The sequence below is a fragment of the Mesorhizobium sp. M7A.F.Ca.US.007.01.2.1 genome (genome assembly GCF_003998165.1).
Lineage (GTDB): Bacteria > Pseudomonadota > Alphaproteobacteria > Rhizobiales > Rhizobiaceae > Mesorhizobium > Mesorhizobium ciceri.
On the sequence record NZ_RZQP01000137.1, the window covers coordinates 1 to 16520 of the forward strand.

Consider the following 16520-nt stretch of genomic DNA (forward strand, 5'->3'; position numbering starts at 1 on the left):
CATGCAGCCTATGCGATGCTGCCCAGGGCCGTCCCCGGCCAGCCCTTGCAACTGACGATCCGCAAGAGCGTCCAGGAAGGGTTGGAACAGGTGGCGAGGGACGCCGCCACCAAGCTCGGCCCTCGCCTGTCGGTCGCCATGATGCTGGCCGATTCCCGCACCGGCGACATTCTCGGCGAAGTCGGCTCGGCCAATTTCTTCGACGCCAGCCGCTCCGGCTGGATCGACATGACAAAGATCGTCCGCTCGCCCGGCTCGACGCTGAAGCCGTTCATCTACGGTCTTGCCTTCGAACAGGGCCTGGTGGCGCAGGAGACGCTGATCGATGACAGCCCTGTCGATTTCTCCGGCTACCGGCCGAAGAATTTCGACATGGGCTACCAGGGCGATGTCAGCATCCGGCAAGCCCTGCAACTGTCGCTCAACGTGCCGGCGATCCGCGTGCTCGACGCGGTCGGGCCAACGCGGCTGATGGCGCGCTTCCGCCAGGCCGGCGTCAGCCCCATACTGCCGGTCAACGAGGCGCCGGGCCTGGCCATCGGCCTTGGCGGCGTAGGCGTCACGCTGCGCGACCTCGTCCAGCTCTACACAGGGCTCGCCAATGGCGGCAAGACGCACACGCTGCATGACGGCACCGAGCCGGCCAATGCCGAGCGCACCAGCGCCACCATCCTCGACGGTCAGGCCAACTGGCAGATCATCGACATACTGTCGGGCGTCAAGCCGCCCGAGGGTGCCCTGCAGCGCGGCATTGCCTACAAGACCGGCACGTCCTACGGGTACCGCGACGCGTGGTCGGTCGGCTTCGACGGCCGCTATGTGCTCGGTGTCTGGGTCGGCCGTCCCGACGCCGGCGCGGTGCCCGGACTGTCCGGTTATGTCTCGGCCGCTCCCATCCTGTTCGACGGTTTTGTCCGCTCGGGCCTGGTCGCCGTCCCCTTGCCGGGCAAGCCGCCCGGACTGTTCAGCCCCAGGCGCGAGGACCTGCCGGTGACGCTCGCCCGCTTCGGCGCCGGAGCGGACGGCCTGGTGCAGGCGACAGTGACCGAACCCGCACCGACCATCATCTTCCCGCCCGACGGCGCCCGCGTCGATCTCGGCACCAATTCGGTCGACGCCTCGCCGCTGGTGCTGAAACTGCAAGGCGGCCGTGCGCCATTCCGCTGGCTGGCCAACGGCAAGCCGCTGGTGGGCATCGACCGTCGCCGCACCGCGACCTGGCAGCCCGACGGCGCCGGCTATTCGACGCTGACCGTCATCGACGCCGCGGGACGCGCGGCGAGCGTGAAGGTGTTTGTCGAATAGACGGCTGCAAGCGATTCGTGGAATTGGCTTTCCACAGGCTCAGCGGATAGCGGGATACTTCACCCATGCCTGTTCCGAGGCACCCCCCTCTGGCCGGCCGGCGATCTCCCCCGCAAGGAGGGCGATCGGATGTCCTTGCCGCTTTCGCCAGTTATCAATGGTGGAGCAGGACGCCAAAGCTGCCAATCTCCCCCCTTGCGGGGGAGATACCTGGCAAGGCAGAGGGGGGTGCCTCGCGCGATCCTTTCCTGTCGGCAGCCTCAGCACTGGCAGCAACAATCCTTGTCACGGCAATCACCCTCCCTGCTCTCGCTGACCCACTCCCCGCCGGCTTTGTCCGGCTCGCCGATGTCGACCCCTCGATCCGCCAGGACATCCGCTACGCCGGATCGGATAATTTTCTGCACCGCAAGGTGAACGGCTATGGCGCCCCGGTCTGCATCCTCACCGAGGATGCGGCGAAGGCACTCTCCGCTGTCCAGAAAGCGATCGCGGCCAAACGCCTGACCCTGGTGGTGTTCGATTGCTACCGCCCTGCCCGCGCCGTCGCCGACATGGGCGAATGGACAAAACAGGGCGGGCCGCCCGATCCGCAATGGTATCCGGAGGTCAGGCGCAGCGACCTGATCGCCAAGGGCTATGTCGGAGAGTTGTCGACTCATTCACGTGGCTCGACCGTCGACGTCGCCGTCGCCCGGATGGACCGCAGGTCCAGCCCGAACCCGGCCTGCGGCACCGGGGATGCCGACACGCTCGATTTCGGTACCGGTTTCGACTGCTTTGATTCAATGAGCGAAACCGCATATCGCGGCCCTGCCAGTGAAGCGGCGGCAAATCGCAAGATGCTTGTCGAAGCCATGCGCGCGGGCCGCTTCAAGAACTATGCAAGGGAATGGTGGCACTTCACGCTGAAAAGCGAACCGTTCGCCAAACAGCGTTTCGACTTTCCCATCACCGCCGATTGAGGCACCGGATCAAATTCCACACCTTGCCTCGGCACTACCCATTGCTAGATAGGCTGAGTGGCAGGGCCATGGATTCTTCCTTTGGCCGCAAGAGGAAAATATTTCTCCAAAGGACGAAATGGCGCCGAACATTTTCTCAAGAGGGGCAAAAAAGGCAACATTGAATGCATCTAATTTCTACCAATTCGGTAGATTTGGCGCGGGTTCAACGGAGGCAGAAATGACCAAACCTCATTTCAGGAAACTGCTCGGCGCACTGGTCGCCACATCTGTCCAGTTCGGCACGCTCGGTTTCGCGTTTGCCGATACCACCATTCTCAACGTCTCCTACGATCCGACACGCGAGCTCTACAAGGCCTATGACGAAGCTTTCGTCGCCCATTGGAAGGCCGAGACCGGAGAGACGGTCACCGTCCAGCAGTCGCATGGCGGATCGGGCGCCCAGGCCCGCGCCGTGATCGACGGCCTCGACGCCGATGTGGTGACGCTGGCACTCGAAGGCGACATCAATGCCATCGTCTCGAAGTCGAAGAAGATCAATCCGGACTGGCGCACCAAATTCGAAAACAATTCGGCGCCCTACACCTCGACCATCATCTTCCTCGTGCGCAAGGGCAATCCCAAGGGCATTCACGACTGGAGCGACCTCGTCAAGGACGGTGTCCAGGTGATCACGCCCAATCCCAAGACGTCCGGCGGCGCGCGCTGGAACTATCTCGCCGCATGGGCCTACGCCAACGCCAATGACGGCGGCGACGAGACCAAGACCAAGGAGTTCGTCGGCAAGCTCTACGCCAATGCCCCGGTGCTCGACACCGGCGCGCGCGGCTCGACCGTGACCTTCGCGCAAAAGGGTCTCGGCGATGTGCTTATCGCCTGGGAAAACGAGGCCTATCTGGCGCTCGACGAGTTCGGTGCCGACAATTTCGACATTGTCTACCCGCCGACCTCCATCCTGGCAGAACCGCCGGTGGCGGTGGTCGACGCCAATGTCGATGCCAAGGGCACGCGCAAGATCGCCGAAGCCTATCTGAGCTGGCTCTATTCCAAGGAAGCGCAGACGATCATCGCCAAGAACCATTATCGTCCTGCCAAGCCCGATCTGGTGCCGGCCGAGGACCTCGCCAAGCTGCCGCCGATCAAACTTGTAACCATCGACGATCCACAGTTTGGTGGCTGGAAAAAAGCACAGCCTTATCATTTCGGCGATGGTGGTATATTCGACCAGATCTACAAGCCCCAGTAAGCAGTCGATATTCAGGACGACATGACCACAGCACCCGCCCAAGCGGGGTGGCGATTCAGGCAGCCGAGCGTCATTCCGGGTTTCGGATTGACGCTCGGCTTCTCGCTTGCCTACCTCACCCTCATCATTCTCATCCCGCTATCCGGGCTGCTCTGGCGCTCGGCCGCCCTTGGCTGGCCTGAATTCTGGGCGATCGCCACCGATCGCCGCACCATCAATGCGCTGAGAATCAGCTTCGGCACTGCCTTCGTCGCGGCTGCTGTCAACGTCGTCTTCGGCACGCTGGTCGCATGGGTGCTGGTGCGTTACCGCTTCCCCGGCCGCCGCATCGTCGATGCCATGGTCGATCTGCCCTTCGCCTTGCCGACGGCTGTGGCCGGCATCGCGCTGACCACGCTCTACGCGCCGAACGGCTGGATCGGCAAATTGCTGATGCCGCTCGGCATCAAGGTCGCCTATACCCCGCTGGGTATCGTCATCGCGCTGATCTTCATCGGCCTGCCCTTCGTCGTGCGCACCGTGCAGCCGATCATGGAGGAGATCGACAAGGAAGTGGAGGAAGCCGCGGCCACCCTTGGCGCCAATCGTTTCCAGATCATCACCCGCATCCTGTTTCCGGGCCTGGCGCCGGCCATCGTCACCGGCTTCGCGCTCGCCTTCGCGCGCGGCGTCGGCGAATACGGCTCGGTCATCTTCATCGCCGGCAACTTGCCCTACAAATCAGAGATCGCGCCGCTGCTGATCGTCATCCGGCTGGAGGAATACAATTACCCGGCGGCAACCGCGATTGCGGCGATCATGCTCGCTCTGTCATTCATCATGCTTTTGGTCGTCAATCTCGCACAGTCGTGGAGCCGCAAGCGCTATGGCTGATCCGGAGATCAAATCCTACGAACCGCACCATGAAAGCCAATCGGCGGCGGTCACGGAAAGCCGCCCGGCGCGCCTGGCCTTGATGGCCGTCGCCTTTGCCTTCCTCGGCATTTTCCTGCTCTTGCCGCTGATCATCGTCTTCAACGAAGCCTTCGCCAAGGGCATCGGTGCCTACACCGAAGCGCTCGGCAATCCCGACACACGCTCGGCGATCCGGCTGACGCTGCTGGTCGCCGCGATCTCGGTACCGCTCAACATTGTGTTCGGCATCTCCGCCGCCTGGGCGATCGCCAAGTTCGAGTTCAAGGGCAAGGCCTTCCTGACCACGCTGATCGACCTTCCCTTCTCGGTCTCCCCGGTCATATCGGGCCTCGTCTATGTGCTTCTGTTCGGCGCCCAGGGGCTGCTCGGCACCTGGCTGAAAGCGCATGGCATCGTCATCCTGTTTGCCGTGCCGGGCATCGTGCTGGCCACAATCTTCGTCACCTTCCCCTTCGTCGCCCGCGAGTTGATCCCGCTGATGCAGGAGCAAGGCAATGGCGACGAGGAGGCAGCACTTTCGCTTGGCGCCAACGGCTGGCAGACCTTCTGGTACGTGACCTTGCCCAACGTCAAATGGGGGCTGCTCTACGGCGTGCTCCTGTGCAATGCGCGCGCCATGGGCGAGTTCGGCGCGGTCTCGGTGGTGTCGGGCCATATACGCGGCCTGACCAACACCATGCCGCTGCATGTCGAAATCCTCTATAACGAGTACAACGCCGTCGGCGCCTTCGCCGTCGCTTCATTGCTTGCGGGCCTGGCGCTCGTCACGCTGGTCTTGAAAACACTTCTCGAGATGCGCTACGGCGCCGAGATCGCCGCGACGCGCGGACACTGACAGAGGGATTTGCATGGAAGTTCGCGTTGCCAACGTGCGCAAGGAGTTTGACCGGTTTCCGGCCCTCCACGACGTGTCGCTCGATATCAAGTCGGGCGAACTGATCGCGTTGCTGGGGCCGTCCGGCTCCGGCAAGACGACGCTGCTCAGGCTGATCGCCGGACTGGAGCGGCCGACGCGCGGAAATATCTTCTTCGGCGACGAAGACGCCTCGCACAAGTCGATCCAGGATCGCAATGTCGGCTTTGTCTTCCAGCACTATGCGCTGTTCCGGCACATGACGGTGGCCGACAATATCGGCTTCGGCCTGAAGGTCCGGCACGGGCCGTCGCGCCCCCCGGCGCAGGAGATCCGTCGCCGCGCCTCCGAGCTTCTGGACCTTGTCCAGCTGTCGGGGCTGGAAAAGCGCTATCCGGCGCAGCTTTCCGGCGGCCAGCGGCAGCGCGTGGCGCTGGCGCGGGCCATGGCCATCGAACCCAAGGTGCTGCTGCTCGACGAACCGTTCGGCGCGCTTGACGCGCAGGTGCGCCGGGAATTGCGCCGCTGGCTGCGCGAGATCCATGACGCCACCGGCCACACCACCGTCTTCGTCACCCACGACCAGGAAGAGGCGCTGGAGCTTGCCGACCGCGTCGTGGTGTTGACCCAGGGTCGCTTCGAGCAGGTCGGCACCGCCGACGACATCTACGACACGCCGAACTCGCCCTTCGTCTACGGCTTCATCGGTGAATCGAGCTCGCTTCCCGTCAAAGTCGAGAATGGCGAGATCTGGCTCGCCGACCGTCCGATCGGGCTTGCCGCGCCCAACGAGCCCTCGGGCGATGCGACGCTCTACTTCCGCCCGCACGATGTCGAATTGCTGGACGGCTGCAGCGGCTGCATCGCCGGCACGGTCGCCGCCAGCCGGCGCGTCGCCGGCACGCGCCGGGTCGAGCTTGAAATCGGTGGTGAGCGTCAGCGGGTCGAAATCGAGTTGCCGGTCGATCATCCCGCGGCGCAAAAAAGCCGGGTGGCGTTCCGCCCCGGCCGCTGGAAGCTTTTTCCGGCGGCTTGATTCTCGGCTCAAGCGCTACGCCAACCAGTTTTCGACCTTCAGATTCCTGATCCGGGTGAACTCTCCCGTGTTGGGCTGCGGTTGTTGCGAAACAGCTTCGCCTCCTTGGGCGGCGTTGAATGACGGTTCTGGGGCATGGCGGCAGCTCTTTGTATATGCCTTTTGTATATGCCATGCAGCACCGCAAACAAGGCGCAGAAAAACTCCGACGAAGGTAGCCATCTCCTGGAACAGAATTCCAACAGGTGCCAACTTAGGCGATATATTTTCCCACGACGAGGCCGCGAACCGACAGCGCATGCCTCGTCGCGCATGATACGTCACGGCTATGGTCCGACCATCAACGCATTGCATCGGAGCCTGTTATGAAACGATTTTTCCTCGGGCTTGCCACCGTCGCCGGCCTGTTCCTTGCATCCTCCCAAGCCTGGTCGGCCGACAAACTGCTCAACGCATCCTATGATGTCGGCCGCGAACTGTTCGTGCAGGTCAACAAGGCTTTCATCGCCCAGCATCCGGGCGTCACCGTCGACCAGTCGCATGCCGGCACTTCGGCGCAGGCACGCGCCATCGCCGAGGGTCTTGGCGCCGACGTTGTTACCTTCAACCAGGTCATCGACATCGACTTCCTGGTCAAGAAGGGCCTCGTCTCGGCCGACTGGCAGAAGGATTTCCCTGACAATGCCTCGCCCTTCTATTCTCTGCCTTCGTTCCTTGTCCGCGCGGGCAACCCCAAGCACATCAAGGACTGGAACGATCTCGTGCGCGACGACGTGCAGGTGATCTTCCCAAACCCGAAAACATCCGGCAATGCGCGCTACACCTATCTGGCGGCCACCGCCTACGCCAAGGAAGCCTTCAAGGGCGATGACGCCAAGGTGAAGGAGTTCATCACCAAGCTGTTCAACAACGTGCCGATCTTCGACACCGGCGGCCGCGCCGCGACCACCACCTTCGTGCAGCGCGAGATCGGTGATGTGCTGATCACCTTCGAGTCGGAGACGCGCGGCATCCGCAAGGAGTATGGCGACGACAAGTTCGAGCAGGTTACGCCTTCGGTCAGCCTGCTGGCCGAATTCCCGGTCGCCATCGTCGACAAGGTTGCCGACGATCACGGCACGCGCGATCTGGCCAAGACCTATCTCGACTTCCTCTACACGCCGGAGGGCCAGGACATCGCCGCCCGCAACGGCCTCAGAGCCCGCGACGCCGCTGTGGCGGCGAAATACAAGGCCGATTTCCCCGATGTCCGGCTGCTGACGGTGGAAGACGTTTTCGGCGGCTGGGACAAGGTGCAGAAAGAGCATTTCGCCGCCGGCGGCCTGCTCGACCAGACCTACGGCAGCCGCTGAGGCAGCGATACCTGCACAGCAGACGAAAAAGCCGGCGCGCTGCCGGCTTTTTTCGTTTTTGAACGCCGATAACCTGGTTATCAGCGGAATATCCGCGTTCTCAGTGCAAAACGTTACAAAGAATCAACGCGTTTATGCCTAACGTGCAATTTGGTGGCTGTTTCGCGAAACATCATCGCGCGGCGAAGACGTCATTATTTGCACACAAACAGTCGCCAGATGCGAGTGGTTGGGGCTTTTATGGGTTGATCTGGGCATGCTGACAAAAAAAGGCAAATACGGCCTCAAGGCCCTCGTGCATCTGTCTGGCCTGCCGGCCGGCCAATTGGCCTTCGTCAATGACATCGCTGTGGCCAACAATATCCCGAAGAAATTCCTCGATGCCATCCTGGGCGAATTGCGCAATGCCGGCTTCGTCCAGAGCCGCAAAGGCAAGGAAGGCGGCTACCGCCTTGCCCGGCCGGCCTCCGAAATCAAGATCGGCCATGTCGTGCGCGTGCTTGACGGGCCGCTGGCGCCGATCCCTTGCGCCAGCCGCACGCAGTATCAACGCTGCGAGGATTGCGACGAGGCGACCTGCCAGGTCCGCCACATGATGCTGGAGGTGCGGCAGGCAATCGCCGAAGTGCTGGATAATCGCAGCCTCGCCGCCATGCGCGATGCCGACAATGACGATTTTCCGGTCGAGCTGACGTCGCAGATCTAAACCACCGACTTCAAGCTGATCGCGTTCAGATAGAGATTCCTGCATTGAAGGAGAGGTTCTCCAAATCTCGGGTTGCGAAGCTCGAAATCACGGAGAACCTCATGCAGTTTTGGCCTATCCGTTCACATTAGACGCAGCCTCGAATACAGCGCGTGCGGACGTCGTACCCGCTACGTGCTCAGTACCCGCCACACCGAGGTCCATCCATCCCGCATTCACGGCCTCGAACATTTCTTCGGCAGGCCCGGAGTGACCCTTCGGGATGCCGAATTGCTCGAATGCTTCCGCCCACCCCGCACGCGGAATTGCAAAGGCCTTCACGGCGAGATTCAGGACTTCACCCAACTGCTCGGCGACTTCATCCGCGGTGACCATCGAACCGATCTCGACGATGCGTTGCCCTGACCACGTCGACCCGGTCAAAAGGGTTGCGACCTGTGCGCCGATGTCGTTCGTCGCAACCATGGTCGATTTCCGGTTTGTCGGATTATAGTAGACCGGTAGCATTCCGCCCTGCGCGACCTGCAAGCCGTAGAGGAAATTTTCGAAGAATCCCCCCGCGCGCACAAATGCGGTTGGCGATGTCAGGCCGCGAAACCCTTGCTCCAGAAGCGACAAGGCCGCGATCACCCCGTGCCCGCTTGTTCTGTTCGCACCCATCGACGAAAGCGCAACCACTCGCGGCGGCGCTGCCTTGGTCAGAGCCTCGACATAGCTAGCAATCACGCTCCTCGCTTCTTTGTAATCGGGCGACGGCGCCCAGACAGGGGGCAACATGACGAACGCGCCTTCGACGCCTTTGAGGGCTCGCTCGATGGCTGCCGAATCATTCCAGTCGCCGTCTACCAGTTCCACGCCCTGGTTCGCCCAATTGGCCGCCTTGTCGCGATTGCGGACGAGCGCGCGTACCTCCTTGCCGTGCGCCAGCAGATGCTCTGCCGTTGCGCCGCCAACTTTTCCCGTGATCCCCATTACTAGGAACATGTGTTTTCTCCTGATGTCGGGGGACAGAGCTGCCCCTGTTGGTTCAATGGATGAGCGGCAGAATGGCCCGGATACGGGGATCGCGGAGATAGAGGCCGCCCCAGGTCATCGCGCCCAGAAGCAGGGAGATGATTTCCGGCGGCGACCCCAACTCACCGATGCGCAGATGGGCGCAGATGGCACCTCCCAAAAAGCCCGTCACCAGGATCGCGCCGAGGGGATGGCGTAGAGGATGGCGCAGGCGAGGACGATCGGACCCACGACACGGGTCAGGTCCATCGCAAACCCGGTTTCCTGCAACATGCTGGCGATCTGTGCCGGCGCGAAAAGCTGAACAGTGCCATCTGCCGTCAGGGCGATGACGACAAACGCGCTCATGATCCGGCCGGCCCACAGGGCGCGATGCAAGGTCATAATTTCCGGTGTCTGATGCAGGTTCACAGTTTCGGACACTTGTCATTCTCCGATGGGGAGATCCCATATTCGAAACTTACTGTGCCTCTCAAATGTGATAAATGCCGAGAAAATGAACCAACTGTTCTCTTTTTGGGGAACAATCCGAGGCACGAAAATGCAGAATCTCGAACCCATCCTCATTTTCACAACGGTCGCGGAAATGGGGAGCTTCACCCGCGCGGCCGATAGCCTGGGCATCCAAAAGGGGAGAGCCTCAACGGCGGTCCGCAAGCTGGAAGAAGATGTGGGTGTCAGGCTTCTGCACCGGACGACGCGCAGCGTGCGGTTGACGGAGGACGGACGCGCATTTCATGCCCGCGCCCGCGATCTGCTTGCTGAAGTCGATGATCTGCACTCGATGTTCGCAGGCGACCGCGTGGCACTTCGCGGCCGTTTGCGGGTCGACCTTCCAACCGAAGTGGCGCGCACAACGATCGTACCGGCTTTGCCGGATTTCATGGCGGCTCACCCCGAGTTGGAGCTGGAGGTGTCGAGTACGGATCGGCAAGTCGATCTGGTTCAAGAGGGGTTCGATTGTGTATTGCGGCTTGGACCCATTCGCGACGAGACCCTGATTGCCCGCCCGTTGGGCCTGTTGCGCATGGCCAACGCAGCCAGTCCCGCCTATCTGGCGCGCTATGGCGTGCCTCGATCGCTGGAAGATCTCCAGCGTCAGGAACATAGGGCAATTCATTTTTCGACGCTGCTGGGCGCGCGACCCTATGGATGGGAATATCCGGACGGCGACAGCTACGCGACGCTTCAGTTGCCAGGTGCGCTACACGTCAACAGCGCACAGACCTACGAAGCAGCGGCCCTCGCCGGCCTCGGCCTGATCCAGGCGCCACTCTTGGGCATTGGCCGATACTTGGAGAGTGGAGCGCTTGTCGAGATCCTACCCGATTTTCGTCGCCGGCCGCTCGCCGTGTCCCTCGTCGTCGCACATCGGAGCAATCTATCGCGCCGGGTCCGCGCGTTCATGAAATGGATCGAAGATGTGCTGACGCCATATATGGAATAGCGATACGACTATCTTCGTCCGGCCCTCGAAATCAACACTTCGTAAGCGGCGCGCTTGTCTTAAGTCTAGGGAAAGCGAAATTTGCAGAAGTCTCGAGCACGGACACCACCTTGCACGGCCCAAGCCGACGCAGTAAAGCGGGGTTCGAAGAACGGGCTGGACCGATGAGGCTGTGGTGGTTAGAAAAATCCCGCAAGGCCGCCCGCAAGCTGCCGTCGGCAGCCAGTTTCCGCACTGAAATCATCGCAGACGTCTTCGTCCCGGAACGGGCGGAGGATGTACGCTTCTTCAGCCGCAAGCTGGTTCGCCCTGGCCGGCTTCGCCGCTTTTCCAACAAGGATCTTCGCGAAGGCCTGCTGTCTATCTTCTATCTCGTGGTGGCGGCGGCACTGCCGGTGCGGTGGTGGGCGCCGATCTGCGGCCGCGTATCGAGGTTTCGCCTCAAGCGCCATATGCGCAAGGAATTCCCGGCCTACGCTGCCGCCACGCTCGCGGTGCTGGGCGATGGTATCGATGCACGCAAGCTGTTCGAGGGATTGCTGGCAGCGCGCCACCGCCGCCGCTTGCAGCTCGCCGCACATCTGGTGGCCGGCCGCTGGTCGCCGACGATCCGGCTGGAGGGGTTGGCGGGGCTGCGGTCGGCCTTGCAGCGCGGCCACGGCGCCATCCTCTGGTGCGATCAGTTCACCGCCCAGACCATCATCGGCAAGCGCGCGCTGTACGAGGCCGGTATCGAAGCGCATCAGGTGAGCGTCAACACCCACGGTATTTCCGAATCGGCGTTCGGCTTGCGTTTCCTCAATCCGCCGCTGATCGATGTCGAAAACCGGTTCCTGAAAAGCCGGGTCGTCTTTGGCCGCGACGACACCTATCAAGTCACCATCCGCATCCAGAAGATCCTGAAGCAGAATGGCGTGGTGACGATGACCAACACCGTCCATGCCGGCACGAGCTTCACCGAGGCAGCCATGGGCGAAAGCGGCTGGACGCATCTCGCCTCGGCACCGGCGAATTTCGCCGCCAGGGGCAGGACCGCCCTGTTTGCCATGTCGACCTTCGAAGTGGTTCCCTTCATCGAATACCGGGCCGTGCTCAGCCCCGAGCTGACGCCGGAGGCATCTGTCAGCCCGGCAACGGACATGGCCAGGGATGGCGCCAAGAACATGACTGTGCAGGCGCACTACATCCTGCTCAAGCGCGACCGCCTGCTGGAAGCGCTGAAGCTCTACCCCGAGCAGATGCTGACGTGGTCCCGCCGGCAGCGGCTGACCGAGGTCTCGGACAGCATCGGCATCGGAATGGATGAAGGCTCATGACCGGCGTATCAGGCGGACCGCGGCGGCGACGAGCTCACCGACCGGGCGTGTGGCATTGAGTTTCGAGGCGCGCTCATCCGCAGCCGGCGGCTCGAGGATGGCGAACTGGCTGTCGACCAGGCTCGCCGGCATGAAGTGGCCCTTGCGGCTGCCGACGCGCTGCCTGGCCGTACCAGGGTCGATCTCCAGATAGAGGAAGACGATTTCCGGGCAGAAGCCGCTCAGCCGGTCGCGGTAGCTGCGCTTCAGCGCCGAGCAGGCGGCGACCACGCCGTTGCCCTGCCCCACCGACGCGGCGATGCGCTCGCCGATCGCGTTGAGCCAGCCTTCGCGCAGCTGATCGGTAAGCGGCTCGCCGCTTGCCATGCGTGCGACGTTTTCCGGAGGATGCAGCCTGTCGCCCTCGATAAAGGTAACGCCCAGAGCGGCGGCAAGCCCAACGCCCACCGCCGACTTGCCGCAGCCGGCGACGCCCATAACCACGATGGCCGGCACCGAGCCGGGGGCGCTCGTCGGCGCCTGTGCTGCCGCTTCGTCCACTGTCAGCGGCTTGCCGGCGCGCGGCCGTAGAGCAGCAGCATGGCGACGATGACGACACCGTAGATGATCTGCCGCCCCGCCTCCGGCATCTGCATGACCGACAAGATGGATTGCAGCAACGTGATGAGGATGACACCGGCGACAGTGCCGAGATAGGAGCCGCGCCCACCCAGGATCGAGGTGCCGCCAAGCACCACCGCGGCGATCGACGGCAGCAGATAAGCGTCGCCCATCGACTGCGCCGCCTTGGAGGCATAGCCGGCCAGAAGCACGCCGCCGAAAGCCGAGAGCCCGCCGGAGACGGCGAAGGCGATCATCACCACGCGCCTTGTGTCGATGCCGGAGAGATAGGCCGCGCGCTCGCGGTTGCCGATGCCGTAGACGGTGCGGCCGAAGCCGGTCCGCGTCAGCACGAACACCATCGCGGCCCCGATCAGCGCCCAGATGATGACGGCGTTGGGCACGCCCGGAATGGCGAAACCGGTCGCCAGGTAGCGCATCGCGCCCGTCGCCGAATCCTGCGGCGAGAAGCCGCCGGTGTAGACCACCATCAGCCCCTGCGCGACAGCGTTGGTGGCCAATGTGATGATCATCGAGGGGATGCGCAGATAGGCGACGCCGATGCCGTTGACGACGCCGATCAGCATGCCGCAGATGATGCCGAACGGGATGGCCAACGCCACGCCGACCGGGCCGTACGCCGCCGCGGCGCAGGCCATCATGGCGCCCGCCGCCACCGCCCACGGCACCGACAGGTCGATCTGGCCGAGCAGGATGACCAGCATCATGCCTGTCGCGATGACGCCGAGGAATGAAGCCACCTTGAGCTGCTGCAGGAGATATTCAGGCGACAGGAAGCTTCTGGAATAGAGGCTGCCGAAGAACAGCAAAAGCACGATGCAGGCAAAGGCCGTCAGCACCGCCGGATCGGCGCGGCGGATGAATCTGGGCATGCGGCCGGCAATGCCGCCAAGCGTCGTTTCGCTCACAGGAACCACTCCAGCCGGTTGCGGACCCGAAACAGGGCGAAGGCGCCGAGGCTGACGGCGACCAGCAGGATAACGCCCTGGAACAGCGGCTGCCAGAGCGGATCGAAATCGAAGACGAACAACAGGTCGCCGATCGTGCGGAAAGCCAGTGCGCCGAAGATGGCGCCGATGGCGCTGCCCTTGCCGCCGAACAGCGAGACGCCGCCGAGCACCACGGCGGCGATCGAAAACAGCGTGTAGGAGTTGCCGCTGGCATAGGCCGCCTCACCCGTATAGGTGAAGAAGGTCAGGAACAGTCCGCCGATCGCCGCCAGCAGGCCGGCCAGCGTGTAGGCGGCGAACTTGCCGCGCCGGATCGGCACACCCGACATGTAGGCCGCCGTCTCCGATGAGCCTGCCGCGTAGGCGGCGCGGCCAAGCACCGAGCGGCTGAACGGCACCCAGATCACCAGCACGATGGCCAGCAGCACGACGAGACTTGCCGGCACCACGCCGAACACACGGCCGGTCAGCGCATCGGCCAGGTCCTCATTGACCGAGCCGCCCGGAAATGGCCGCAGCAACAGGCCGATGCCGTAATAGACGGCGCCTGTGGCAATGGTGGCGACAATCGGCTGCAGCCGGCCATAGATGACGATGGCGCCGTTGATGGCGCCGCACAGCAGTCCCACCGCCAGCACGGCGATGACGCCGAGCGTCGTCTGCATCGGCGTTCCCACCACCAGCCACGAAGCCAGGCAGTTGGTGAGGAGAAAAATCATGCCGACGGACAGGTCGATGCCGGCGGTGATCACCACCAGCGTCTGCGCCATGGCGACGAAGGCGAGCAGCACGCCCTTGTTGGCCGCCGTCTGCACCACATTGGCGGTGAAGCCGGCCGGATGGTTCGAGGTGTAGATGACGAACATGACGATGAAGATGCCGAACGCCAGCAGCGTTCCGCGCTGCTCGGCCAGCCAGTAGCGCCAATCCTTCATGCGCCCACTCCCAGGCCCACCGGGCTCTCCTCGCCATGGATGTTGAGCGCACTTGATATCAGCGCCCGCTCGGTGATCTCGGCGCCGACCAGCTCGCGCTTGACCGCCCCGTCGTAGAGCACAAGCACACGGTCGCAGCAGCCGATCAGCTCGTCATAGTCGGTCGAGTAGAACAGGATCGCAGCACCCGCGTCGGCCAGTTTGCGCATCAGCTGGTACAGCTCCTGCTTGGTGCCGACGTCGATGCCGCGCGTCGGATCGTTGAGCAGGATGATGCGCGGCTGGCGCATCAGCCATTTGGCGATGACCACCTTCTGCTGGTTGCCGCCCGAAAGCGCGCCGACCGGAATGTCGAGGCCCGCCGTCTTGATCGCCAAAAGGCCGACCATGTCGTCGATCAGCCGCTGCTCGGCGGCACGGTCGATGATGCCGGCTTTCGACAACCGGTCGAGGGCGGCGAAGGACAGGTTCTCGCGCACCGTCATCGGCAGCATCAGCCCTTCGGTCTTGCGGTCCTCGGGAATGAGCGCCATGCCGATGCCGTCGTCGCGCGCAACGGATGGACTGGTGATCGACACAGGCTTGCCGTCGATCAGGATCTGGCCGCTGAGGCCGCGCAGCACGCCGAAGAAGGCGAGCAGCAATTCGCGCTGGCCCTGGCCGTCGAGGCCGCCAAGGCCGACCACCTCACCTGCCCTGACGGTCAGCGAGATGTCGTGCAGCCGGTCGGCCCATGAGAGCTTGCGGGCCTCGAGCCTGGGGGCCGCGGCGGCAGGCACGGCCGTCGGCTTGGGCGGAAAGATATGGCTGTATTCGCGGCCGATCATCAGTTCGACCACCTCATTGTCGCTCTTCGAGCCGGCTGGATAGCTGGCGACATTGCGGCCGTTGCGGAACACCGTGCACTGGTCCGCCAGTTCGGCGATCTCGTTCATGCGGTGCGAGATGTAAAGCAGCGCCAGCCCTTCCGCGCGCAGCCGCTTCAGCACCGCGAAGATCTTCGAGACATCCGCGGCAGTCAGCGCGGAGGTCGCCTCGTCGAGGATGAGGATGCGCGGCTTGCGTGCCAATGCCTTGGCGATCTCGACCATCTGCCGGCGCGACAATGGCAGGTCCTTGACCAGCGCCAGCGGGTGGATGTCGGCGGCGCCGGCACGAGCAAGTGCTTCTTCGGCGATGCGGCGTTGCGCCTTGCGGTCGATCATGCCGAAGCGTTTGGGCGGGTCGGAAATGACGATGTTGTCGGCAACGCTTAGCTCGGGGACCAGCGACAGTTCCTGGAAGATGCAGACGATGCCGGCCTTGTTGGCGGCACCCGGAGAAGCGAAGGTCGCCTCGCGCCCGTCCAGCGTCATGCGGCCCTCATCGGGCGCCACGACACCTGCCATGACCTTGATCAGCGTCGACTTGCCGGCGCCGTTTTCGCCGAGAATGGCGTGGATGCTGCCGGCTTCGACAACAAGCTCGGCCTTTTCCAGCGCGCGTACACCGCCATAGCGCTTGGATATGCCTTCCATACGAAAGAGCGGAGCCGCACCGTCCATCGGCCCTCCCAGGGCGATTGTGGAATTGAGACAAACGCCGCGGCTCAAGCCGCGGCGCCAGGTGACAGCCAGCGATGATTTACTGGTTTTCCTTGGTCTGACCCATGATTTCCTGGGCGCTGAAATTGATGCCGCAGGTCGGGAAGGAATTGCCGACGAAGAAATTGTCGGATTCCTTGGGGAAGTAATCCGTGCCTTCCTTCATGTTCGGGTCTTCGGCGATCGCCAGCGGCAGCTTCACCTCTTGTGGCACCACCTCGCCTTCGAGTGCGGCGATCGCGGTCTTGATGGCGACGGCGACCTGAGCCGGACCAG

17 protein-coding genes and 1 pseudogene are annotated in these 16520 nt (G+C 63.2%); 10 read left to right on the forward strand and 8 right to left on the reverse strand.

Annotation, left to right across the window (positions count from 1 at the left end):
* The 8 genes from EN949_RS22330 to EN949_RS22365 form a co-directional block, all read left to right on the forward strand.
* Positions 1-1305, forward strand: a 1305-nt coding sequence (locus EN949_RS22330) for a penicillin-binding transpeptidase domain-containing protein (protein ID WP_281039787.1), incomplete at its 5' end; no start/stop codon positions are given.
* A 65-nt stretch (positions 1306-1370) separates the two neighbouring features.
* The gene (locus tag EN949_RS22335) at positions 1371-2270 is read left to right on the forward strand and encodes a M15 family metallopeptidase (RefSeq protein ID WP_127371105.1); all 900 of its coding nucleotides are present in this window, start codon (positions 1371-1373) and stop codon (positions 2268-2270) included.
* 220 nt (positions 2271-2490) lie between these two features.
* Complete coding sequence (locus EN949_RS22340) at positions 2491-3516, forward strand: sulfate ABC transporter substrate-binding protein (RefSeq protein ID WP_013530876.1); 1026 nt, start codon at positions 2491-2493, stop codon at positions 3514-3516.
* Positions 3517-3537: 21 nt separating this feature from the next.
* Entirely contained in the window at positions 3538-4389 is an 852-nt protein-coding gene (cysT, locus tag EN949_RS22345) for a sulfate ABC transporter permease subunit CysT (protein ID WP_013530875.1), read from the forward strand.
* Positions 4382-5266, forward strand: a complete 885-nt coding sequence (gene cysW / locus EN949_RS22350) for a sulfate ABC transporter permease subunit CysW (RefSeq protein WP_013530874.1) — start codon at positions 4382-4384, stop codon at positions 5264-5266. Before cysT ends, cysW begins: the two co-directional genes overlap by 8 nt.
* Positions 5267-5279: 13 nt before the next feature.
* Positions 5280-6320 (forward strand): sulfate/molybdate ABC transporter ATP-binding protein, encoded by a 1041-nt coding sequence (locus EN949_RS22355; protein WP_127371778.1) that lies wholly within the window; start codon positions 5280-5282, stop codon positions 6318-6320.
* Positions 6321-6685: 365 nt separating this feature from the next.
* Positions 6686-7672, forward strand: coding sequence for a sulfate ABC transporter substrate-binding protein (locus tag EN949_RS22360; protein ID WP_013530872.1), 987 nt, complete (start codon positions 6686-6688; stop codon positions 7670-7672).
* 256 nt (positions 7673-7928) lie between these two features.
* Positions 7929-8378: an Rrf2 family transcriptional regulator gene (locus EN949_RS22365; protein WP_013530871.1), complete on the forward strand. Its 450-nt coding sequence runs from the start codon at positions 7929-7931 to the stop codon at positions 8376-8378.
* Positions 8379-8492: 114 nt separating this feature from the next.
* On the opposite strand, the gene EN949_RS22370 is transcribed toward EN949_RS22365, so the two are convergent.
* Genes EN949_RS22370 through EN949_RS36625 form a run of 3 tightly spaced genes read right to left on the reverse strand, consistent with a single transcriptional unit; the run spans position 8493 to position 9815 of the window.
* Positions 8493-9362 (reverse strand): NmrA family NAD(P)-binding protein, encoded by an 870-nt coding sequence (locus tag EN949_RS22370; RefSeq protein WP_024501528.1) that lies wholly within the window; start codon positions 9360-9362, stop codon positions 8493-8495.
* Positions 9363-9405: 43 nt separating this feature from the next.
* Complete coding sequence (locus EN949_RS36620) at positions 9406-9564, reverse strand: hypothetical protein (RefSeq protein ID WP_245459017.1); 159 nt, start codon at positions 9562-9564, stop codon at positions 9406-9408.
* Complete coding sequence (locus EN949_RS36625) at positions 9561-9815, reverse strand: DoxX family protein (protein WP_245459020.1); 255 nt, start codon at positions 9813-9815, stop codon at positions 9561-9563. The genes EN949_RS36620 and EN949_RS36625 overlap by 4 nt, the downstream gene beginning before the upstream one ends.
* A gap of 118 nt (positions 9816-9933) precedes the next feature.
* Between EN949_RS36625 and EN949_RS22380 the strand changes: the two genes are divergently transcribed.
* The gene (locus EN949_RS22380; protein ID WP_063172528.1) at positions 9934-10839 is read left to right on the forward strand and encodes a LysR family transcriptional regulator; all 906 of its coding nucleotides are present in this window, start codon (positions 9934-9936) and stop codon (positions 10837-10839) included.
* A gap of 164 nt (positions 10840-11003) precedes the next feature.
* Positions 11004-12155 carry a hypothetical protein gene (locus EN949_RS22385; RefSeq protein ID WP_127371515.1) on the forward strand — a complete coding sequence of 384 codons (1152 nt, stop codon included), beginning with the start codon at positions 11004-11006 and terminating at the stop codon, positions 12153-12155.
* Here the strand turns inward: EN949_RS22385 and EN949_RS22390 are convergent.
* The 5 genes and pseudogenes from EN949_RS22390 to EN949_RS22410 form a co-directional block, all read right to left on the reverse strand.
* On the reverse strand, positions 12150-12695 hold the full coding sequence (locus tag EN949_RS22390) for a gluconokinase (protein ID WP_027160689.1): 546 nt from the start codon (positions 12693-12695) through the stop codon (positions 12150-12152). The two genes, EN949_RS22385 and EN949_RS22390, sit on opposite strands and share 6 nt — an antisense overlap.
* A gap of 2 nt (positions 12696-12697) precedes the next feature.
* Positions 12698-13684, reverse strand: coding sequence for an ABC transporter permease (locus EN949_RS22395; RefSeq protein WP_013530866.1), 987 nt, complete (start codon positions 13682-13684; stop codon positions 12698-12700).
* Entirely contained in the window at positions 13681-14661 is a 981-nt protein-coding gene (locus EN949_RS22400) for an ABC transporter permease (RefSeq protein ID WP_013530865.1), read from the reverse strand. Before EN949_RS22400 ends, EN949_RS22395 begins: the two co-directional genes overlap by 4 nt.
* Positions 14658-16205, reverse strand: coding sequence for a sugar ABC transporter ATP-binding protein (locus EN949_RS22405; RefSeq protein WP_127366745.1), 1548 nt, complete (start codon positions 16203-16205; stop codon positions 14658-14660). Before EN949_RS22405 ends, EN949_RS22400 begins: the two co-directional genes overlap by 4 nt.
* A gap of 79 nt (positions 16206-16284) precedes the next feature.
* Positions 16285-16520, reverse strand: a pseudogene (locus tag EN949_RS22410) (ribose ABC transporter substrate-binding protein); the annotation flags it as partial.